This window comes from Streptomyces sp. B93 (genome assembly GCF_018070565.1).
Classification (GTDB): domain Bacteria; phylum Actinomycetota; class Actinomycetes; order Streptomycetales; family Streptomycetaceae; genus Streptomyces.
This window is the reverse complement of record NZ_JAGPXL010000024.1, coordinates 1-21117: the sequence shown is the minus strand read 5'-3', so window position 1 is coordinate 21117 and position 21117 is coordinate 1. Positions and strand designations below refer to the sequence as shown.

Genomic DNA, 21117 nt, shown 5'->3' with positions numbered 1-21117 from the left:
GGACCCGGCCCTACGGCCGCAGCCGCGCCCCCTTCAGCGCCATGTGCAGCAGCAGCCGGTCCTCGCCGTCGTCCAGGTCCAGGCCGGTGAGCTGCTCGACGCGGGACAGCCGGTAGTAGAGGGTCTGGCGGTGGATGCCCAGCTCGGCGGCGGTGCGGGTGGCCTGGCCCGCGCAGTCGAGGTAGGTCTCGGCGGTCCTCGCCAGTTCGCGGTGGGCGGGGGAGAGCAGGGCCGCCACGGCGGGGTCCTGGGCCGTCTCCGGGGGCAGCGCGGTCAGCAGCCGGAACGGGCCGATGGACGCCCACTCGGCGACCGGCCCGAACCGGGGTTCCGCCAACGCGGCCCGCGCCGCCGCCGACGCCTCCCGCCAGGCGACCCCCAACTCCGCGAGCCCACCACGAGCGGTGGCGATCCCGGCAGCGGGCCCGGACGACGCCCCGACCTGCCACCCGGCCCCGCCGGACGACGCCCCGGCCTGCCTGGCCGTCGCGCTGGTCGGCGTACCGGCCTGCTTCCCCGTCCCGCCGCTCGGCGTCCCCGCCTGCCTCCCCGTCGCGCCCGACGGGGTGCTCGGCTGCCCGCCCTCCGCGCCGGACGGCGTACCCGTCTGCCCGCCCGCTGCGCCGGACTGCGTACTCCCTTGCCCGGACGGCGTACCCGTCTGTCTGCCCGCGGTCCCGTCGCTCGGCGCCCCCGCCTGCCTGGCCGTCCCGGACTGCCTGGCCGCCGTACCGCCCGACGGCATCCCCGTCGGCCCCATCGCCCCGCCCGACGGCGCCCCCGTCAACCCCCGTGCCCGCTCCAGCAGGCGGGCCGCCGCTGAGGTTGCCGGAGTCGGTACGTCCGTGGAGCGCAGGCGGATCAGCAGGGCCAGGGCGGTGCCCGCCGCGCCCCACGGGACCGTGCACAGGGCCGTCGCCCCCGGCACCGTACGCACCGACGGGGCGTCGTCCGGGTCGGCGGACGGCCAGGGGGCCACGCACACCACCGTGTGCGGGGCGTCCGCGCGGGCGCCGAGGGCGGTGCGCAGCTCGGCGACGGCCATGTCCTGCTGCCAGCCGCGCTCGGCGCCGAGGACCGCCCGCAGCTCCCGGCTGAGGTCGGCGCCGTGCTGGGCCTCGTCGGCGAGCAGCGCGCCGATCCGGACCGTCACCTCCATCGCCGCCGTGAGCTGCGCGTCCGTCGGCCCCGGGTCGCTGTCCAGGAGCCAGACGTAGCCGAGGACCACGCCCCGGTGCCGCACCGGCAGGCAGATACGGCCCCGGTGCACCCCCGCCTCCGGGGTGCGCGGGATGCGGACGGGACCGGTCGCGCGGGTGATGCCGAAGCCCTCGAACCAGGCCCGGACGGCGGCCGTGGAGCGCCGGGTGAGGATCGAGCGGGTGCGCACCGGGTCCAGGGCGGAGGGATCGAGGTCGCCCTCACTGTCGTACGCGCCGAAGGCGATCAGCTCGAAGTCGCGGTTCTCCAGGGTCGCCGGGGCGCCCAGCAGCTCCGAGATCTCGTCGACCAGCTCCTGGTAGTCAGCCCTGAATTCCGACGTCACCCGGGCATTCTCCCCCATGTAACGACGGACTTCAGACATCTGTCTGAGATCGGTGGCACGGATGCGTGACAGCTGTCGATGGCCCACGATCGGAGGGATCCTTAGGTTTCACGGTGGTTCTCCGTGCCGTAGCCGAATCGTCGGCCGACGGCCCAGTCATGCATGTGTAAGTGGAGGTGCCCCGTGCTGGGTCCCGTGATTCTCGCCGCCTCGCGCAGCGACCGGATGCGACGAATGATCTCGGCGGCTCCCGGTACCAAGCAGGTCGTCGACCGCTTCATCCCCGGTGAGACGGTCGACGAGGTCCTGCCGGTGGTGCGGGAGCTGACCGCGCGGGGCCTGGAGCTGACGATGGACGTCGTCGGCGAGGACATCACCAGCCCCGCGCAGGCCGAGGCCGCCCGGGACGCCTACCTGGAGTTGATCGACCGGCTCAAGCCACTGGACCTCGGCACCCGCGCCGAGATGTCGGTCAAGCTGTCCATGTTCGGGCAGGCCCTGGACGGTGGCCACGAACTGGCGCTGAAGAACGTCCGCCCGGTCGTCGAGGCCGCCGCCGAGATCGGCACCACGGTCACCCTGGACGCCGAGGACCACACCACCCTCGACTCGATGTTCGCCATCCACGACGAACTGCGCGCCGACTTCCCCCAGACCGGCTGCGTCATCCAGGCCTACCTGTTCCGCACCGAGGCCGACGCCCGCCGCCTCGCCGGGAGCGGCAGCCGGGTGCGGCTGGTGAAGGGCGCCTACAAGGAGCCCGCGTCGGTCGCTTACCAGCAGAAGCACGAGATCGACAAGGCGTACGTCCGCGCCCTGAAGATCCTCATGGACGGCGAGGGCTACCCGATGATCGGGTCCCACGACCCGCGCCTGATCTCCATCACCCAGGAACTCGCCCGGCGCGCCGGGCGCAAGCCGGACGAGTACGAGTTCCAGATGCTGTACGGCATCCGCGGTGACGAGCACCTGCGGCTGGCCGCCGAGGGCCACCGCATGCGCGTCTACACCGCCTATGGAACCGACTGGTACGGCTACTTCATGAGGCGTCTGGCGGAGAAGCCCGCCAACCTGCGGTTCTTCGTACGCAGCATGATCACCAAGGGCTGAACCACACCGCTCAGTAAGGAGTTACGGAACCCATGGACGCTGTGACCCAGGTCCCCACCCCCGTCAACGAGCCGGTGCACGGCTACGCCCCCGGTTCGCCCGAGCGTGCCCGGCTGGAGGCCAAGCTGAAGGAGCTGGCCGACAACCCAATCGACCTGCCCTGCACCATCGGCGGTGAGAAGCGGATGGGCGGCGGCGAGCGGTTCGACGTCGTGCAGCCGCACAACCACAAGGCCCGCATCGGCACCTACGCCAACGCCACCCAGCAGGACGCGCAGGACGCCATCGACGCCGCCCTCGCCGCCGCTCCGGCCTGGCGCGCTATGTCGTTCGACGACCGCGCCGCGATCATCCTGCGCGCCGCCGAGCTGCTGTCCGGGCCGTGGCGCGAGACGCTGGCCGCCTCCACCATGCTCGGGCAGTCCAAGACCGCCCAGCAGGCCGAGATCGACACGCCCTGCGAGCTGATCGACTTCTGGCGGTTCAACGTCGCCTACGCCCGCAAGATCCTGGCCGAGCAGCCCCCGGCCAACTCCCCGGGCGTGTGGAACCGGCTCGACCACCGCCCGCTGGAGGGCTTCGTCTACGCGATCACGCCGTTCAACTTCACGGCGATCGCGGGCAACCTGCCCACCGCCCCCGCCCTCATGGGCAACGTCGTGGTGTGGAAGCCGTCCCCGACGCAGACCCACGCCGCCGTGCTGCTGATGCAGTTGCTGGAGGAGGCCGGGCTGCCCAAGGGCGTCATCAACCTGGTCACCGGCGACGGCATCGAGGTCTCCAAGGTCGCCCTGGAGCACCGGGACCTCGCGGGCATTCACTTCACCGGCTCGACCAAGACGTTCCAGTACCTGTGGAAGACGGTCGGCAACAACATCGAGAAGTACCGCACCTACCCGCGTCTGGTCGGCGAGACCGGCGGCAAGGACTTCCTCGTCGCCCACCCGTCGGCCGACCGCGCCGTGCTGAAGACCGCGCTGACCCGCGGCGCCTTCGAGTACCAGGGCCAGAAGTGCTCGGCCACCTCCCGGGCGTACATCCCCGCCTCGATCTGGAACTCCGGCTTCAAGGAGGAGTTCGCCGCCGAGGTCGACTACCTGACCATGGGTGACGTCACCGACCTGTCGAACTTCATCGGCGCGGTCATCGACGAGCGGGCGTTCGCCAAGAACAAGGCCGCCATCGACCGCGCCAAGGAGGACCCGACCTGCACGATCGTCGCGGGCGGCAGCTACGACGACTCGGTCGGCTACTTCGTCCGCCCGACGGTCGTCGAGTGCACCGACCCGGAGAACGAGGTCTTCACGACCGAGTACTTCGGCCCGTTCCTCGCCGTGCACGTCTACGAGGACGAGAAGTACGACGAGATGCTGACGCAGATGGAGTCGGTGTCCGACTACGCGCTGACCGGCTCGGTCATCTCCGGCGACCGCGCGGCGGCGGCGTACACGATGGAGAAGCTGCGCTACGCCGCGGGCAACTTCTACATCAACGACAAGTCGACCGGCGCCGTCGTCGGCCAGCAGCCCTTCGGCGGCGGCCGTGCTTCCGGCACCAACGACAAGGCGGGCGCCCCGCAGAACCTGCTGCGCTGGACGCTGACCCGGGCCATCAAGGAGACCCTGGTCGCGCCGACCGACTACACCTACCCGCACATGGGCTGACCCCCTGGTGAGAGGGCCGGATCCCCCGGGATCCGGCCCTCTCGCGTGTTCGCCGTCTCAGATAGTAGGAAGTCCGAGTAATTGTGGAGACAGACGCTCCACCGTCGCCTACTTTTGTAGGAGCCGAACGTCTCGCTCGACCCAGCGAATGGCGGTTGTGAGCCGGGCCCCACGCAGGCAACCCCTGTGGCCCCGAAGCTCCCCGCACTTCCGGCGTCTCGTACCCCGTCCTTCCCGGTTCCTCGAAGGAGTCGATTCCCCATGGCCGAGACGACCGTCCGCCGCCGAGTCCGTCACCTCCCCCGTACGACCGACTCCGACCGCAAGAACGCCGCAGCCGCACTCCAGCGGGCTCTCGACCGCCGGGACAACGGCGGCGCCACCGGCCACTGACCGCATGTCCACATCGCGGACGGTCCGTGTCATCCCATGGGACGCGGAGTAGGGTGCCCGTCATGTCTCGCAGCATCAATCTCGCAGTGATCCCCGGTGACGGCATCGGCCAGGAGGTCGTGACCGAAGGCCTCAAGGTCCTCTCCGCCGTCCTCCCGCAGGATGTGAAGCTGGAGACCAAGGAGTACGACTTCGGCGCCCGGCGCTACCACGCCACCGGTGAGACCCTCACCGACGCCGACCTCGACGCCCTCAAGGGCCACGACGCCATCCTGCTCGGCGCCATCGGGGACCCCAGCGTCCCCTCCGGCGTCCTGGAGCGCGGCTTCCTGCTCAAGCTCCGCTTCGCCTTCGACCACCACGTCAACCTGCGGCCGAGCAAGCTGCTGCCGGGTGTCGAGACGCCCCTGAAGGGCCAGCCGGAGATCGACTTCGTGGTCGTCCGCGAGGGCACCGAGGGCCCGTACACCGGCAACGGCGGCGCCATCCGCAAGGGCACCGAGCACGAGGTCGCCACCGAGGTGTCCGTCAACACCGCCTACGGCGTCGAGCGCGTCGTCCGCGACGCCTTCGCCCGCGCCCAGGCCCGCCCGCGCAAGAAGCTCACGCTGGTCCACAAGAACAACGTGCTGACCTTCGCCGGTCATCTGTGGACGAACGTCTTCAACGCGGTGGCCGCCGAGTACCCCGAGGTCAGCACCGAGTACATCCACGTCGACGCGGCGACGATCTACCTCGTCACCCAGCCCGAGCGCTTCGACGTGATCGTCACCGACAACCTCTTCGGCGACATCATCACCGACCTCGCCGCGGCCGTCTCCGGCGGCATCGGCGTCGCCGCGAGCGGGAACATCAACCCCTCCGGCGAGTTCCCGTCCATGTTCGAGCCGGTGCACGGCTCGGCCCCGGACATCGCGGGCCAGGGCAAGGCCGACCCCACGGCCACCGTCCTGTCCGTCGCGCTGCTCCTGCGTCACCTCGGCCGCGACGCCGAGGCGACCCGGATCGAGGACGCGGTCGCCGCCGACCTGGCCGACCGGGTCGGCGGGCCCGCCCGCTCCACCGCCGAGATCGGCGACGCGCTCGCCGTACGAGTAGCCGGCTGACCCGTCGGTTCCTCCTCGAAGCCGCCGGGTCGCATCCGCACCCGGCGGCTTCCGCATGTCCCCGCCGGGTGCCACCATCAACCCTGGGCCCCGTTCACACCGTTTTCTTCCGCGTTTCTTCCTCGGCGACCCGCGCGCGATAATCGAACGCGGAGCCGCGGAATGAGGGAATGCTCGGACGTCCTAGCACTGGCCACCGGCCGCGACGGGCGTGAGCGCGGCCCGTCACTACAACCGGTGAAGGACAACCACTCATGACGACGCCCACGATCGAGCTCAAGCCCTCCGCCAGCCCGCTCTCCGACGCCGAGCGGGAGGCCATACTGGCCAACCCCGGGTTCGGCCGCCACTTCACCGACCACATGGTGACGATCAAGTGGACCGAGGGCCGCGGCTGGCACGACGGACAGCTCGTCCCGTACGCGCCGATCCCCCTCGACCCGGCCACCAACGTCCTGCACTACGCGCAGGAGATCTTCGAGGGGCTGAAGGCCTACCGTCGCCCCGACGGCTCGGTCGCCACGTTCCGCCCCGACCGGAACGCCCTGCGCTTCCAGCGCTCAGCCCGGCGCCTGGCCATGCCCGAACTGCCGGTCGAGACCTTCATCGAGGCCTGTGACGCGCTGGTCCGCCAGGACCAGGCCTGGGTGCCGGCGCACGGCGGCGAGGAGTCCCTCTACCTGCGGCCGTTCATGATCGCCACCGAGGTCGGTCTCGGTGTGAAGCCCGCTGGCGAGTACCTGTTCCTGGTCATCGCCTGCCCGGCCGGGGCCTACTTCCCCGGTGGCGTCAAGCCGGTCTCCATCTGGCTCTCCGAGGACCGCGTCCGCGCCGTCCCCGGCGGCATGGGCGACGCCAAGACCGGCGGCAACTACGCCGCCTCCCTGCTCGCCCAGGCCGAGGCCGCCGCCAAGGGGTGCGACCAGGTCTGCTACCTCGATGCGGTCGAGCACAAGTGGGTCGAGGAACTCGGCGGCATGAACCTGTACTTCGTGTACGGCAACAAGATCGTCACCCCCACCCTCACCGGTTCCATCCTGGAGGGCGTCACCCGCGACAGCCTCCTCACCGTCGCCCGCGACCTCGGCTACGAGGCCGAGGAGGGCCGTGTCTCCATCGACCAGTGGCAGCGCGACGCGGAGAACGGCAGCCTCACCGAGGTCTTCGCCTGCGGCACCGCCGCGGTGATCACACCGGTCGGCACGGTCAAGCGCACCGGCGCCGAGTGGCAGCACTCCGACGGGCAGCCCGGCGAGGCGACGATGCGGCTGCGGTCCGCGCTGCTGGACATCCAGCGGGGGACCGCCGAGGACACCCACGGCTGGATGCACCAGCTGAGCTGACCCTTCCGCTTCTTGGCGAGGCCCGCAACCCGGTCATGGGGTGCGGGCCTCGTTCGTATGCCCCCATCCGTTTTAGAACGGCGCTCTAACGGGTTAGAGTGCTGCTCTAACACCGGAGGAGGTGCCCCCTCATGCGACTGACCCCCACCGAACGGGACCGGCTGCTGCTCTTCGGCGCCGCCGAACTGGCCCGTGCCCGCCGGGCCCGGGGGCTGCGGCTGAACGTGCCGGAGGCGACGGCCCTCATCGCGGACACCGTGTGCGAGGCCGCCCGGGACGGCCGCCGACTGGCCGAGGCCATCGAGGCCGCCCGGTCCGTGCTCGGCCCCGACGACGTGCTGCCGGGCGTGGCGGACGTGGTCACCGAGGTCCATGTCGAGGCCGTCTTCGACGACGGCTCCCGGCTCGCGGTCGTCACCGACCCCCTCGGCGGTGGCGGGGGAGAGGAGGCGCCGGGTGCGCTGCTCCCCGGCCCCGCGCACGAGGAGCCGGTCGCCGCCGTACGGCTCACCGTCACCAACACCGCGACCGTGCCGGTCTCCGTCACCTCCCACTTCCACTTCTTCGAGGCCAACCCGCGGCTGGACTTCGTACGGGAACGGGCCTACGGGATGCGGCTGGCGGTGCCCGCGGGGTCGTCGGTGCGGTTCGGGCCGGGGGAGAGCGTCGAGGTCGGGCTCGTCCCCATCGGCGGGGCGCGGGTGGCCATCGGGTTCGCCGGGCTCGTCGACGGGCCGCTGGACGCGCCCGGCGCCCGGGAAGAGGCCCTGCGCAGGGCCGCCGCCTGCGGATATCTGGGAGCGTGAGATGGACCCGTACGAGTACGCCTCGGTGCACGGACCGCGGGCCGGGGACCGGATCAGGCTCGGGGACTCCGGGCTGGTGATCCGCGTCGAGTCCGACGCGCAGTCCTACGGCGACGAGTTCCTGGCCGGTTTCGGCAAGACCGCCCGCGACGGGCTGCACCTCAAGGCCGCCGCCGTACGCGACACCTGCGACGTCGTCATCAGCAACGTCGTCGTGATCGACGCCGTGCAGGGCGTCCGCAAGGTGTCCATCGGCATCCGCGAGGGCCGGATCAGCGCGATCGGGCGGGCCGGGAACCCCGACACCCTCGACGGGGTGGACGTCGTGGTCGGCACCGGCACCACCATCGTGTCCGGCGAGGGGCTGATCGCCACCGCCGGAGCGGTCGACACCCATGTCCACCTGCTGTCGCCGCGGATCATGGAGGCCTCGCTGGCCTCCGGGGTGACCACCATCATCGGGCAGGAGTTCGGGCCGGTCTGGGGCGTCGGTGTCAACTCGCCCTGGGCGCTGCGGCGCGCGTTCGGCGCCTTCGATGCCTGGCCGGTCAACATCGGCTTCCTGGGCCGGGGTTCGTCGTCCGACGCCGCGCCGCTGGTGGAAGCGCTGGCCGAAGGGGGCGCGTCCGGGTTCAAGGTGCACGAGGACATGGGCGCCCACACCCGGGCCCTGGACACCGCCCTGCGCGTCGCCGAGGAGCACGACGTCCAGGTGGCCCTGCACAGCGACGGCCTCAACGAGTGCCTGTCCGTCGAGGACACCCTGCGCGTGCTGGAGGGCCGCACCATCCACGCCTTCCACATCGAGGGCTGCGGCGGCGGACATGTCCCGAACGTGCTGAAGATGGCGGGCGTCCCCAACGTCATCGGCTCCTCCACCAACCCCACCCTGCCCTTCGGCCGGGACGCGGTCGCCGAGCACTACGGCATGATCGTCTCCGTCCACGACCTCAAGACCGACCTGCCGGGCGACGCCGCCATGGCCCGCGACCGCATCCGCGCCGGGACCATGGGCGCCGAGGACGTGCTGCACGACCTGGGCGCGATCGGCATCACCTCCTCCGACGCGCAGGGCATGGGCCGGGCGGGCGAGACCGTCCGCCGTACGTTCGCCATGGCCGGGAAGATGAAGGCCGAGTTCGGCGCCCCGGACGACGGCCACGACAACGAGCGCGTCCTGCGCTACCTGGCCAAGCTCACCGTCAACCCCGCCATCGCCCACGGGCTGGCGCACGAGGTGGGCTCGCTGGAGGTCGGCAAGCTCGCCGACATCGTGCTGTGGCGGCCGGAGTTCTTCGGTGCCAAGCCGCAGCTGGTGCTGAAGTCGGGGTTCCCGGCGTACGGCGTGGTCGGCGACCCCAACGCGGCCACGGACACCTGTGAACCCCTCGTCCTGGGCCCGCAGTTCGGGGCGTACGGCGCCACTCCGGCCGACATCTCCGTGGCCTTCGTGGCCCAGGCCGCCCTGGACCAGGGCCACGACACGATGCCCACCCGGCGCCGACGCGTCGCCGTGCGCGGCACCCGCGGCATCGGACCGGCCGACCTGCGGCTGAACTCCCGTACCGGGGCCGTCGACGTCGATCAGCGCACGGGCCTGGTCACGCTGGACGGGGAGCCGCTGCGCTCGGAACCGGCCGACTCCGTCTCCCTCAACCGCCTGTACTTCCTCTAGGACCGCCGATGACCTTCCGTATGCCCCCCGAGTGGGCCCCGCACGAGCGCACCTGGATGGCCTGGCCGGGCGCCAACCCGACCTTCGACGACCCCGGGGAGCTGGCGGAGGCCCGGGCCGCCTGGGCGGCCGTGGCCCGGACGATCCGCCGCTTCGAACCGGTGACCGTGGTGTGCGGGCCCGGGCAGTCGGCGGACGCCCGGGAACTGCTCGGTGACGGCGTCGACACCGTGGAGCGCGAACTCGACGACGCCTGGATGCGGGACATCGGGCCCACCTTTCTTACCAACGGCCGGGGTGAACTGGCCGCCGTCGACTGGACGTTCAACGGCTGGGGCGCCCAGCACTGGGCCCGCTGGGAGCACGACGCGAAGATCGCCGCGTACGTCGCGGACCTCGCGGGCGCCACGACGACGTACACCTCACCGCTGGTCAACGAGGGCGGCGCGATCCACGTCGACGGCGAGGGCACGGTCCTGCTGACGGAGACCGTGCAGCTCGGCCCCGAACGCAACCCCGGCTGGACGAGGGCGGAGGCCGAGGCGGAGATCCACGCCCGGCTCGGCACCCGCAAGGCGATCTGGCTGCCGCGCGGCCTCACCGCCGACTACCCCCCGTATGGCTACGGCACCCTCGGCCACGTCGACATCGTCGCCGCCTTCGCCCGCCCCGGCGTGGTCGTCGCCCACCACCAGCCCGACCCGGCACACCCCGACCACGAGGTGACCCGGGAGGTCATCGGCCTGCTGCGGACGCAGACCGACGCCCGGGGCCGCCCCCTCGAGGTCGTCGAGGTACCCGCCCCGACCGTCCTGGAGGCCGACGGACACTGGGCCGACTACTCCTACATCAACCACTACCTCTGCAACGGCGGCGTCGTCCTCTGCGCCTTCGACGACCCCCGCGACGAGACGGCCGCGGGCATCTTCCGCCGTCTGTTCCCCGACCGGATCGTGACCCTCGTCGACGCGCGTACGATCTTCGCCGGTGGCGGGGGCATCCACTGCATCACCCAGCAGCAGCCGAGGATCTAGGAGCCGTTCGATGGCCGGTGCGCAGCGCAGGCCCGCCCCGCCCCGCGAGGACGTCCTCGCCGCGGCCATGGCGATGATCGCCGAGCGTGGGCTGGAGAAGCTGACCATGGCGGGGCTCGGGCGTGAGGTCGGGATGAGCAGCGGTCATCTGCTGTACTACTTCCGGTCCAAGGACGAGCTGTTGCTGCGCACCCTGGAGTGGAGTGAGGGGCGGCTAGGGGTCGAGCGGGGGCGGCTGATGGACCGTGCCGTGTCCGCGCGGGAGCGGCTCGACGCCTATGTCGACCTGTATGTGCCCGACGGTCACCGCGATCCGCACTGGACCCTGTGGCTGGAGGTCTGGAACCGGTCGCAGAACGCCGACGACAGCGCCCGCGAGCGCCAGGCCGCCATCGAGGGGGCCTGGCACCGCGATCTGGTGGCGCTGCTCGGCGAGGGCCTCTCACGCGGCGAGTTCCGCGCGGTCGACCCCGACCGGTTCGCCGCCCGGCTGCGGGCGCTCCTGGACGGCTTCTCCATCCATGTGGCGATCGGGCTGCGGGGCACCGACCGGGAGCGGGTCCTCGCGCACGTACGGGAATTCCTCGACGAGACGCTGTCCGCGCCCTGACGTCCTGGACGGGCGCCCGAATCCTGAGACAGCGGTGAGATCCGGTGACCGTCTGTGCCAGACTGCCTCCGTGCTCTCGTTCGCCATGATTATTGGCAGCAGGCGCGCCGGTCCGCAGTGACCGCCACGTACGACCAGGTACGGGCGGCCATCGTCGTCCTCGACCCGCGCGCAGACCTCTCGCACCCGCGAGGGGTTTTTCTTTTGCCCGGACCATCCCATACCGGGCGGAGAGCGTGCGAGACCATAGGGGGACGGTGGAGCCGGTCATTCCGGTAGACCGAGATCAACTCAGGAGCCTTCAGACCATGACCGAGACGGCAACCAGCGAGCTGGACGACTCTTTCCACGTCTTCGACACCACCCTGCGCGACGGCGCGCAGCGGGAGGGCATCAACCTCACCGTCGCGGACAAGCTGACCATCGCACGGCACCTGGACGACTTCGGCGTGGGCTTCATCGAGGGCGGCTGGCCCGGCGCCAACCCCCGGGACACCGAGTTCTTCGCCCGCGCCCAGCAGGAGATCGTCTTCCGGCACGCCCAGCTGGTCGCCTTCGGCGCGACCCGCCGCGCGGGGGCCAAGGCGGCCGACGACCCACAGGTCAGGGCGCTGCTGGAGTCCGGAGCCCCGGTGATCACCCTGGTCGCCAAGTCCCACGACCGGCATGTCGAGCTGGCCCTGCGCACCACCCTCGACGAGAACCTGGCGATGGTCCGCGACACCGTCTCCTACCTCCGTGAGCAGGGCCGCCGGGTCTTCGTCGACTGCGAGCACTTCTTCGACGGCTACCGCGCCAACCCCGAGTACGCCAAGGCGGTCGTGCGCAATGCGTCCGAGGCCGGCGCCGACGTGGTCATCCTCTGCGACACCAACGGCGGCATGCTCCCGGCGCAGGTACAGGCGGTCGTGTCGACCGTGCTGGCCGACACCGGCGCCCGGCTCGGCATCCACGCCCAGGACGACACCGGCTGCGCTGTCGCCAACACCCTCGCCGCCGTCGACGCGGGCGCCACCCACGTCCAGTGCACGGCCAACGGCTACGGCGAACGCGTCGGCAACGCCAACCTCTTCCCGGTCGTCGCCGCCCTGGAGCTGAAGTACGGCAAGAAGGTCCTCCCCGACGGCCGCCTCCGCGAGATGACCCGCGTCTCGCACGCCATCGCCGAGGTCGTCAACCTCACCCCCTCCACCCACCAGCCCTACGTCGGCGTCTCCGCCTTCGCCCACAAGGCGGGCCTGCACGCGTCCGCCATCAAGGTCGACCCCGACCTCTACCAGCACATCGACCCCGAGCAGGTCGGCAACACCATGCGGATGCTGGTCTCCGACATGGCGGGCCGCGCCTCCGTCGAGCTGAAGGGCAAGGAACTCGGCATCGACCTGGGCGGCGACCGCGAACTGGTCGGCCGGGTCGTGGAGCGGGTCAAGGACCGCGAACTCAGGGGCTACACCTACGAGGCCGCCGACGCCTCCTTCGAACTGCTGCTGCGCGCCGAGGTCCAGGGCGGCAGGCCGCTGCGCTACTTCGAGGTCGAGTCCTGGCGGGCCATCGTCGAGGACCGCCCCGACGGCACCCACGCCAACGAGGCCACGGTCAAGCTCTGGGCCAAGGGCGAGCGCATCGTCGCCACCGCCGAGGGCAACGGCCCCGTCAACGCCCTCGACCGCTCCCTGCGCGTGGCCCTGGAGAAGATCTACCCCCAGCTGGCCAAGCTGGACCTGGTCGACTACAAGGTCCGCATCCTGGAGGGCGTCCACGGCACCGAGTCCACCACCCGCGTCCTGATCTCCACGAGCGACGGCACGGGCGAGTGGTCCACGGTGGGCGTCGCCGAGAACGTCATCGCCGCGTCCTGGCAGGCCTTGGAGGACGCGTACACGTACGGGTTGCTGAGGGCGGGGGTAGAGCCCGCGGAGTGACCCCGCACCCGGCGACGATGATCAAGCCGTGATGTGCGCCCCGGCGCGAAGCGCCAAACCCGCGCCGGGGCACACACCCGTTTCCCCCCGAATTCGGGTAGCTTCGAAGATATGAAGGCCACCTTGGTGCGCACTTCCGCACGCCTGCTGCTCGTGCCCATCGCCGCTCTCGTGGCGATGCTGATGGCCGGTGCGCCCAGCGCACACGCCGCCACCGACGTCTCCCAGATCGCCGCGGCACTCCGCGACAGTCCGGTCTACGTCGACCCGGCCGCCTCCGGCCAGCTGTCGTCGGCCGACGCCGAGGCGCTCGCCGACAAGATCGAGGCCGCCGACAAACCCGTCTTCGTGGCCGTGCTCCCCGAGGGCTATCCCACCGAGGACCTCTTCCGCAACCTCCGCACCGAGACCGGCGTGACCGGTCTGTACGGCATCAGGCTCGGCGACGAGTTCGACGCCCGTGCCGACAGCAGCGTGCTGAGCAACCAGGGCGTGGCCAACCTGGTCGCGTCCGTGCAAGGCGCGGGCGACCCCAAGGCCCAGCTGAACGACTTCGTCGACAGCGCCCTGCGCAACGTCGGCGGCTCGGCGCCGAGCAGCTGGAGCGACGGCGGCTCCGAGGGCGTGTCCGCCGGTGGGCTGATCGTGCTCGGCGCGGTGGTGGCGGCCGGCGGCGCGGGCGCGTACACGCTGGTGCGCCGCAACCGCAGGCGGCACGAGGAGGAGCAGCGGGCCGCGCTGGAGAAGCTGCGGGTCGTCGTCGACGAGGACATCACCGCGTTCGGCGAGGAGCTGGAGCGGCTGGACTTCCACCCCGGCGAGCCCGGCGCCACCGACGCGATGCGCGAGGACTACGAGCGTGCCCTGGACGCGTACGAGAAGGCGAAGTCGCACATGGCGGCCGCGGTGAAACCGGAGGACGTCCGCCCGGTCACCCAGTGTGTGGACGACGGCCGCTTCGCGCTGGCCCAGCTCGCCGCCCGCCGCGAGGGGCGCCCGCTGCCGCGGCGCCGCCCGCCGTGCTTCTTCGACCCCCGGCACGGCCTCTCGGTCGCCGACGTCGAGTGGGCCCCGGACGGCGGCGCGGTCCGTGACGTGCCGGTGTGCGCGGCCGACCAGGCCCGCATCGCCGAGGGCCGCGACCCGCTGGCCCGCGAGGTCGCCACCGACTCCGGCTCCCGCCGCCCGTACTGGGAGGCGGGCCCGGCCTACGGCCCCTGGGCGGGCGGCTACTTCGGCAGCGGCCTGCTCCCGGCCCTGCTCGTCGGCACCCTGCTGGGCAACATGATGGCGACCTCGGCGTACGCCGCCGACTACGGCTCCGGTTACGGCGACTTCGGCGGCGCCGGGTACGAGGGCGGAGACGTCTCCGGCGCCGACTTCAGCGGAAGTGACTTCGGCGGCGGTTTCGGCGGCGGGGACTTCGGTGGCGGCGGTTTCGGGGGAGGGGACTTCGGCGGCTTCTGAAGCCCCCTCGGGGAACGGATCAGACGTTCTTGATCGCCGAGATGTCGAAGTTCAGCTTGATCTTGTCCGAGACCAGGAAGCCACCCGTCTCCAGGGCCGCGTTCCAGGTCAGGCCCCACTCGGAGCGCAGGATCGTGGCCTTGCCCTCGAAGCCGACGCGCTCGTTGCCGAACGGGTCCTTGGCGACGCCGTTGAACTCCAGGTCGATGGTGATCGGCTTGGTGACGCCGAGGATCGACAGGTCGCCGGTGATGCGGTAGTCGTCGCCACCGAGCGACTCGGCCGACGTGGACCGGAAGGTCATGGTCGGGTACTCGTCGGTCTTGAAGAAGTCGGCGCTCTTCAGGTGACCGTCGCGGTCGGCGTTGCCGGTGTCGATGCTCTCCATCTTCACGTCGATGGACGCGGTGGACTTCGCCGGGTCGGTGCCGTCCAGGTGCAGGCTGCCGCTGAAGTCGAGGAACTTGCCCTTGACGTTGGTCACCATGGCGTGCCGGGCGACGAAGCCGAGGGTGGAGTGGGCGGGGTCGATGGTGTAGTCACCGGTGACGGCGGCGAGGTTCTGGGCGCTCATGGGGTCCTCCAGGAGGGTAGTAAGTTGAAGATTCAACGAGCCCAACACGGATGACCGTAGACCTATTCCATTCGTCTTTCAACGTCATCGGCGCGAGTCGCGATTGGATCACCCGGCGGGGTGGTACTCAGCGATCGTGAACTCGGTGGCGGTTCTGGTCGAACTGGCACGAACCCCCATGTCAGGCGGCCATGTGAAGTGCTGGGAGCGGTTCGCGGAGTGCGCCGCCCGGCTCCCGGGAGAACTGCCGGACGGCCCGGTTCCGGATCTCACCGTCTACTTCCTCGGCGAGCGGGACCACGTGGAGACGCTGACGCCGCGTGTCCGGTTCATCATGCTCCGTCCGGGCCTCAGCACCGCACCGCTGACGTCCGCCGACGGGGCCGAGGACCTGTCCGACCTGGCGCCGTACCACCACCGGCTCGCCACCCTGCTGCCCCGGCACGACGTCTGGCACCTCACCCATAGCTTCGCCTACGCCGCCACCGCCGTCCGGCTGGCCCGGACCGCCGCCCGCAGGGGCACCCGGGTGCCCCGCCTGGTGGCCTCCGTGCACACCGACGTCCCCGCGCTCGCCCCGGTCTACACCCGCTACCTCGCCGACCGCAGGCTCCCGCTGCCCGGCCACCACCACCCCGCCCCCGGCGACTTCCTCGCCGACCGGGTGGAGAGCTGGCTGCGACGGCGCCGCGACCGGCTGCTGAACGCCTGCGAACGCGTCCTCGTGCCCACCCCGGCGGGCCGCGCCGAGTTCGTCCCGCTCCTCGGTCCGCACCGGGTCTCCCTGCTGCGCCGCGGCATCGACCAGGACCGCTTCCATCCCGACCCCTCGGCCCGCGCCCGCCTCACCCAGCGCCACGGCATCCCCGCCGACCGCCCGCTGGTCCTCTTCGCGGGCCGCCTCGACGCCACCAAGGGCTTGCCGCTGCTCGCCCACGCCATGCGGCTGCTGCGCCACCGGGGCGGCACCGCGCACCTCGTCCTCGCGGGCTCGGGCGCCGAGGCGGACACCGTCCAGCGGCTGCTCGGTGCCGACGTCACCCGGCTCGGCCGGGTCCCGCAGGACCGGCTCGCCCAGGTGTACGCCGGGTGCGACGTCTTCGCCTTCCCGTCCCGCAGCGAGACCTGCGGCAACGTCGTCGCCGAGGCGATGGCCAGCGGCCTCGCGGTGCTGCTCCCCGAGGGCGCCGCCACCACCCAGTGGCTCTCCGCCCCCGGCCGGGACGGCATCGTCGTCCCCGACGACGACCCGCGCGCCTGGGCCGACGCCCTCGCGGCCGTCCTGGACCACCCCGACCGCCGCACCGCGATCCAGCACGCCGCCACGACCACGGCCCACCACTCCCACCCCACCTGGGACCGGGTCCTGGCGGAGGACCTGCTGCCGGTGTGGACCCCACCGCCCCGCGCCATCCCGGCCTGCGCCGCGTGACCACCCGACCCGCACGTGGCACCGGGACCGGCGGAGGACCTGCTGCCGGTGCGGACCCCACCGCCCCGCGACCACCGCCTCGCGACCGCCGTCCCGCGACCGCAACCCCGCGACCACCGCCCCGCGATCCGTCCCGCCGGTCCCACCCCGCCTGGGGCTGGGACGGGCGGAGGACCTGGTGCCGGTGTGGCCTCCACCGCCCCGCGACCACCGCCCCGCGACCACCGCCCCGCGATCCGTCCCGCCGGTCCCCCTGGGGCCGGGACGGGCGGCGGACCTGCTGAGGGTCCGGGACCCGCCCAGCCGGGCCACCGGCGCCATCCCGGTCCGTGCCGCCTGACTCACGCCGGTGGACCCGGCCGCCCCCGCCCCCCGTGCAGCGCCGCGATCAGTCGTGAGGTGTCCAGGCAGGCGATCCCCGCGGCCACGCACCCCAGCCCCGCCACGGTGACCGCGCTGACCGGCCAGCCCGTGCGCACCGTCTCGCCGAACAGGGTCGTGCCGACGGTGACGGCGACCACCGGCTCGGTCGCGTCGATGACCGTCAGGCTTGCCGCCAACGGCCCCTGCTGGAAGGCGCTCTGGATGAGCAGCAGCCCGCCCACGCTGGCCACCACCAGGGCGTACGTCTGCCAGGCGGCCAGCGCGGTGAGCAGCCCCTGCCGCAGCCGGTCCACGGTCGCGGCCAGCAGCACGGACTGCGTGCCCATCACCGCCCCCGCCGCCAACGCGGTCGCCGACGCCCGCCACGGCCCCGTCAGCACCCGCCCCACGGCCAGCGCCGCGCACACCAGTCCCGCGACCGCGCCCAGCACCAGCAGCCACGACCCCAGCCCCACCGCCTGCGGCCGGCCCCCCTCCGGCCGCGCCGACACCAGCGCCAGCGCCAGGCCCACGGCCACCGCCAGCGTGCCGAACCACTCCCGCCGCCCCAGCCGCATCCGGTACAGCCGCGCCGACAACGGCACCGCGAACACCAGCTCCGCCACGATCAACGGCTGTACGAGGCTCAGTGGCCCGAACGACAGGGCCAGCGACTGGAAGCCGTACGCGAGCACAGCCAGACCGATGCCGCACAGCCACAGCCGGTCCCGGACCAGCTGGGCCAGCAGCCGCGGCGTCAGCGCCTCGGAGTCCGGGCGGGCCGCCGCCGCCCACTGCTGGAGCACCCCCGCGACGGCGAAGCAGGCGCCCGCGGCGAGCGAGGCCGGGACGGCGATCGCCAGCACGGTTCCGTCCGTCACACCCGGCGCGCTACTCGGCGATACGGCGGCTGGGGGCGCCCTGGGTCGCCCCGCGCGTGTGGACGTACAGCTGCCGCCGGTCGGCGACGTCCAGGTGCTTCGGCAGCGGCAGCTCGTAGCGGACCGGCCGCCGGTGGTCCGCGAGCTGGCGGCGCGGGTTGTAGACCTTGTTGAACTTCCACAGCATGCGGGCGAAGTTCGTCTGCCCGTGCGCGAGGTTGCGGCCCAGGATCCGGGCCGCGCCGAACGCGGTGCGCAGCCCCAGGTGCTTGCGGTTGATCACCGCCTGGGTGCGGACGAGTTCCTCGTAGAACCGCTCCAGCGGCAGCTTGGTCGGCACCACGGCGTGCTGGATGTCGAAGAGCCGGTAGTCGCGGGTGGTGAGGCGGCGCGACTCGGTGTGCCAGATCTCGGTGCCGGGATACGGCGTCATGACGGTGAAGTGCACGATCTCCGGGACGGCGAGGGCGAACTCCCGTACCACCCGGAACTGTTCCTCGTCCCAGGCGGGGTCGACGATGAGGTTGATGGCGACCGTGATGCCGATCTTGCGGGCCGTCTCCAGCGCCTTGATGTTCTCGTCGGGGCTGACCCGCTTGCGGTACAGGTCGAGCCCCTCGGCGTCGATGGCCTCCATCCCGAGGAACATGTAGCGCAGCCCCAGCCGGGCCCACCGCTCGAACACCTCGGGATGGCGCAGCAGCACGTCGCTGCGGGTCTCCAGGTAGTACCGCTTGCGGATGCGCCGCCGCTCCACCTCGGCGGCGATGGCGTCCCCGTGCTCCGGCCGGATGAACGCCACGTCGTCGACGATGAACACGTTCGGCTCCCGGATGCTCGCCAGCTCGGCCGCCGCCGCCTCCGGTGACGCCTTGCGGTAGCTGCGGCCGTAGAACGTCCACGCCGAGCAGAAGGAGCAGTCCCACGGACAGCCGCGGGTGAACTCGATCGAGGCGCACGGGTCCAGCTCACCGATGAAGTAGCGGCGCCGGCCGCGCATCAGGTCCCGGGCCGGGAGCGGGCTGTCGATGCTGTGCAGCATCAGCGGCGCGGGACCCCGCCCGGCCGCGGTGACCACACCCGGCACCCCGTCCACGCCACCGTCGCGGACCGCCTGGAGCAGTGGCGCGACCACCGGCTCGCCCTCACCGCGCACCACCGCGTCCACGGCACCGCCCGCCTGCTCCAGCACGTCCTCGGCGACGAAGGAGACGCTGTGCCCGCCGAAGAAGACGAAGCACCCCGGCACCACCCGCTTCACCCGGGCGGCCAGCTCGATCGCCTCCGGGATGTTCGCCAGGTAGTTGAGCGAGATGCCCAGTGCCTGTGGCTGGAAGGACATCACCTCACGGCGCAGCCGGTCCTGGCCGAGCACCTGGAGGTCCACCACCCGCACCTCGTGCCCGGCGTCACGGGCCGCGCCCGCCACCCGTTCCAGACCGAGGGGTTCGAGCCGCAGGAAGATCTCCGAGTACATCAGGGCGCTGGGGTGGACGAGCAGCACGCGCATGGTCACCTCGCCACGAGAGCGGACGGAACCGGAACGCAGTGGTTCCGGGGTCTCCCCTTCGTATCCCGGCAAACCCGGGCACGCACCGCCCATACCGCCGCCTGGCGGCACCGGGCGGCCCGCAGGAGTGGTTCCGGGGCCCGGCGCACCGGACTCGCGCGGGCCCGGCCGGTGACCGATATTCGTACGAACGGCTCCACCACTGGCGCGGTCCGCCCCGGAGGCGGTGTCCTGGAACACAAGGACCCGCACCAGGACACATCGGGCACCGCCCGGCGTCCGTCCCCGGCCGCGCCCCACCGGCTCACCGGACCAACAGCCCAGGGAGACCGACAAGTGACCCACACCGGCTCCGGCTCCACCTACGACCCCGTCCCGAACTCCGCCCACCGACCCGACCCGCCACCCCGCGCCACCGGGACCGCGCCACCCCCCGACCGTCCCGTCGCCCTCGTCACCGGCGCCTCCTCCGGGATCGGGGCCGCGACCGCCCGGCGGTTCGCCGCGGGCGGCTGGCAGTTGGTGCTGACCGGGCGCGACCCGGGACGGCTGGCGGAGACGGCCGAGGGGACCACGGCGGTGGTGCTGCCCGCCGACCTCACCGAGCCGGAGGGGCCGAGGACGCTCGCGCAGGCCGCGCTGCGGTCCGCCGGGCGGATCGACGTGCTGGTCGCGGGGGCGGGCATCGGGTGGGCCGGGCCCTTCCTGACGATGCGGCACGCGGACATCGACCATGTGCTGGACGTCGACCTCAACGCCACCCTGCACCTGGTCCGCGAGGTCCTCCCGGCGATGGTCGCCGCCGGTCGCGGCCGGGTCGTGCTCGTCGGCTCGGTCGCGGGCTGCGTGGGCGTGCGCGACGAGGCCGTGTACTCCGCGGCCAAGGCGGGCATGGCCGCGTTCGCGGAGGCCCTGCGCCAGGAGCTGCGCGGCACCGGAGTGGGCGTCACCCTCGTCGTGCCCGGCCCCGTCGACACCGCCTTCTTCGACCGCCGGGGCACCCCCTACCGGCGCTCCCGGCCCCGCCCCACCTCCGCGCACCGCGTCGCGGGCGCCGTCTGGGACGCCGTACGGCAGGGCCGCGACGACGTCTACGTCCCCCGCTGGCTGACCCTGCCCGGCAGGGTGCGAGGTCTCGCCCCGTCCCTGTACCGTCGGCTGCTGGACCGGTTCGGCTGACCGGGCGACCCGTGGTCCGCTGTCGGGCACCCGCCCGTCGCTTGTACGCCTCCTACAACGACAACGCCCCCTGAGCAGTCGGAACGGCTGCATGGCGGTGGGGTTCTGTTCAGTCGTACCAGGAAAACACGCTGGAGACTGTACGGAGTCGACGGCCCGCTTTCCTTGCTCGGCTTCGTAAGGTCACTACATGACCGTTTTGGATGAGGCACCGGGTGAGCCGACGGACGCACGCGGGCGAGTGGCCGAGCTGCACGAGATCCGTGCGCAGGCCCTGGCCGGTCCCAGCGAGAAGGCGACGGCGGCGCAGCACGCCAAGGGCAAGCTGACCGCCCGGGAGCGTATCGAGCTGCTGCTGGACCCGGGCTCCTTCCACGAGGTCGAGCAGTTGCGTCGGCATCGTGCTTCCGGGTTCGGTCTGGAGGCGCGGAAGCCGTACACGGACGGTGTGGTCACCGGCTGGGGGACGGTGGAGGGGCGGACGGTGTTCGTCTACGCCCAT

Annotated in this window: 18 protein-coding genes; 14 read left to right on the top strand and 4 right to left on the bottom strand. The window is 72.1% G+C overall.

The window, feature by feature from the left end:
- Positions 1–10: 10 nt before the first annotated feature.
- Positions 11–1564, bottom strand: coding sequence for a helix-turn-helix domain-containing protein (locus tag KBY47_RS22280; protein ID WP_210923398.1), 1554 nt, complete (start codon positions 1562–1564; stop codon positions 11–13).
- A gap of 165 nt (positions 1565–1729) precedes the next feature.
- Between KBY47_RS22280 and KBY47_RS22275 the strand changes: the two genes are divergently transcribed.
- The 11 genes from KBY47_RS22275 to KBY47_RS22230 all read left to right on the top strand — a co-directional run bounded on the left by KBY47_RS22275 (position 1730) and on the right by KBY47_RS22230 (position 14676).
- Positions 1730–2656 (top strand): proline dehydrogenase family protein, encoded by a 927-nt coding sequence (locus KBY47_RS22275; RefSeq protein WP_210923397.1) that lies wholly within the window; start codon positions 1730–1732, stop codon positions 2654–2656.
- Between the two features lie 32 nt (positions 2657–2688).
- Positions 2689–4320 carry an L-glutamate gamma-semialdehyde dehydrogenase gene (gene pruA, locus KBY47_RS22270; RefSeq protein ID WP_210923396.1) on the top strand — a complete coding sequence of 544 codons (1632 nt, stop codon included), beginning with the start codon at positions 2689–2691 and terminating at the stop codon, positions 4318–4320.
- A 261-nt stretch (positions 4321–4581) separates the two neighbouring features.
- Positions 4582–4713 carry a hypothetical protein gene (locus tag KBY47_RS37080; RefSeq protein WP_282108436.1) on the top strand — a complete coding sequence of 44 codons (132 nt, stop codon included), beginning with the start codon at positions 4582–4584 and terminating at the stop codon, positions 4711–4713.
- Positions 4714–4775: 62 nt separating this feature from the next.
- Entirely contained in the window at positions 4776–5819 is a 1044-nt protein-coding gene (locus KBY47_RS22265) for a 3-isopropylmalate dehydrogenase (protein ID WP_210923395.1), read from the top strand.
- A 254-nt stretch (positions 5820–6073) separates the two neighbouring features.
- Positions 6074–7162: a branched-chain amino acid aminotransferase gene (locus KBY47_RS22260; protein ID WP_210923393.1), complete on the top strand. Its 1089-nt coding sequence runs from the start codon at positions 6074–6076 to the stop codon at positions 7160–7162.
- 131 nt (positions 7163–7293) lie between these two features.
- Complete coding sequence (gene ureA / locus KBY47_RS22255) at positions 7294–7968, top strand: urease subunit gamma (RefSeq protein ID WP_210923392.1); 675 nt, start codon at positions 7294–7296, stop codon at positions 7966–7968.
- 1 nt (position 7969) lies between these two features.
- Entirely contained in the window at positions 7970–9643 is a 1674-nt protein-coding gene (locus KBY47_RS22250; protein ID WP_210923391.1) for an urease subunit alpha, read from the top strand.
- A gap of 8 nt (positions 9644–9651) precedes the next feature.
- Positions 9652–10677: an agmatine/peptidylarginine deiminase gene (locus KBY47_RS22245; RefSeq protein WP_210923390.1), complete on the top strand. Its 1026-nt coding sequence runs from the start codon at positions 9652–9654 to the stop codon at positions 10675–10677.
- A 10-nt stretch (positions 10678–10687) separates the two neighbouring features.
- Positions 10688–11287 (top strand): TetR/AcrR family transcriptional regulator, encoded by a 600-nt coding sequence (locus KBY47_RS22240; protein ID WP_210923388.1) that lies wholly within the window; start codon positions 10688–10690, stop codon positions 11285–11287.
- Positions 11288–11595: 308 nt separating this feature from the next.
- Positions 11596–13209 (top strand): citramalate synthase, encoded by a 1614-nt coding sequence (cimA, locus tag KBY47_RS22235; RefSeq protein ID WP_210923386.1) that lies wholly within the window; start codon positions 11596–11598, stop codon positions 13207–13209.
- 111 nt (positions 13210–13320) lie between these two features.
- Positions 13321–14676 carry a hypothetical protein gene (locus KBY47_RS22230; protein ID WP_210923384.1) on the top strand — a complete coding sequence of 452 codons (1356 nt, stop codon included), beginning with the start codon at positions 13321–13323 and terminating at the stop codon, positions 14674–14676.
- A 19-nt stretch (positions 14677–14695) separates the two neighbouring features.
- Here KBY47_RS22230 and KBY47_RS22225 read toward each other — a convergent pair whose 3' ends face one another.
- Entirely contained in the window at positions 14696–15250 is a 555-nt protein-coding gene (locus KBY47_RS22225) for a YceI family protein (RefSeq protein ID WP_210923381.1), read from the bottom strand.
- A 145-nt stretch (positions 15251–15395) separates the two neighbouring features.
- Between KBY47_RS22225 and KBY47_RS22220 the strand changes: the two genes are divergently transcribed.
- Entirely contained in the window at positions 15396–16682 is a 1287-nt protein-coding gene (locus KBY47_RS22220; RefSeq protein ID WP_308405233.1) for a glycosyltransferase, read from the top strand.
- Between the two features lie 341 nt (positions 16683–17023).
- Here KBY47_RS22220 and KBY47_RS22215 read toward each other — a convergent pair whose 3' ends face one another.
- Positions 17024–17926 carry a DMT family transporter gene (locus KBY47_RS22215; protein ID WP_210923377.1) on the bottom strand — a complete coding sequence of 301 codons (903 nt, stop codon included), beginning with the start codon at positions 17924–17926 and terminating at the stop codon, positions 17024–17026.
- A 10-nt stretch (positions 17927–17936) separates the two neighbouring features.
- Entirely contained in the window at positions 17937–19436 is a 1500-nt protein-coding gene (gene hpnR / locus KBY47_RS22210; RefSeq protein WP_210923525.1) for a hopanoid C-3 methylase HpnR, read from the bottom strand.
- A gap of 336 nt (positions 19437–19772) precedes the next feature.
- On the opposite strand from hpnR, the gene KBY47_RS22205 reads away from it, so the two are divergent.
- A complete protein-coding gene (locus KBY47_RS22205) occupies positions 19773–20615 on the top strand; it encodes an SDR family oxidoreductase (protein ID WP_210923375.1) in 843 nt (280 codons plus the stop codon).
- Positions 20616–20805: 190 nt separating this feature from the next.
- The coding region (locus KBY47_RS22200; RefSeq protein ID WP_282108435.1) for a carboxyl transferase domain-containing protein at positions 20806–21117 on the top strand (312 nt) is incomplete at its 3' end.

Excerpts from the sequence above, each read along its gene's own strand:
- KBY47_RS22240 (WP_210923388.1), top strand. The coding sequence starts at position 10,688 with ATGGCCGGTGCGCAGCGCAGGCCCGCCCCGCCCCGCGAGGACGTCCTC.
- KBY47_RS22280 (WP_210923398.1), bottom strand. The coding sequence starts at position 1,564 with ATGGGGGAGAATGCCCGGGTGACGTCGGAATTCAGGGCTGACTACCAG.
- cimA (WP_210923386.1), top strand. The coding sequence starts at position 11,596 with ATGACCGAGACGGCAACCAGCGAGCTGGACGACTCTTTCCACGTCTTC.
- KBY47_RS22225 (WP_210923381.1), bottom strand. The coding sequence starts at position 15,250 with ATGAGCGCCCAGAACCTCGCCGCCGTCACCGGTGACTACACCATCGAC.
- KBY47_RS22250 (WP_210923391.1), top strand. The coding sequence starts at position 7,970 with ATGGACCCGTACGAGTACGCCTCGGTGCACGGACCGCGGGCCGGGGAC.
- ureA (WP_210923392.1), top strand. The coding sequence starts at position 7,294 with ATGCGACTGACCCCCACCGAACGGGACCGGCTGCTGCTCTTCGGCGCC.
- KBY47_RS37080 (WP_282108436.1), top strand. The coding sequence starts at position 4,582 with ATGGCCGAGACGACCGTCCGCCGCCGAGTCCGTCACCTCCCCCGTACG.
- hpnR (WP_210923525.1), bottom strand. The coding sequence starts at position 19,436 with ATGCGCGTGCTGCTCGTCCACCCCAGCGCCCTGATGTACTCGGAGATC.
- KBY47_RS22260 (WP_210923393.1), top strand. The coding sequence starts at position 6,074 with ATGACGACGCCCACGATCGAGCTCAAGCCCTCCGCCAGCCCGCTCTCC.
- KBY47_RS22265 (WP_210923395.1), top strand. The coding sequence starts at position 4,776 with ATGTCTCGCAGCATCAATCTCGCAGTGATCCCCGGTGACGGCATCGGC.
- KBY47_RS22230 (WP_210923384.1), top strand. The coding sequence starts at position 13,321 with ATGAAGGCCACCTTGGTGCGCACTTCCGCACGCCTGCTGCTCGTGCCC.
- pruA (WP_210923396.1), top strand. The coding sequence starts at position 2,689 with ATGGACGCTGTGACCCAGGTCCCCACCCCCGTCAACGAGCCGGTGCAC.
- KBY47_RS22245 (WP_210923390.1), top strand. The coding sequence starts at position 9,652 with ATGACCTTCCGTATGCCCCCCGAGTGGGCCCCGCACGAGCGCACCTGG.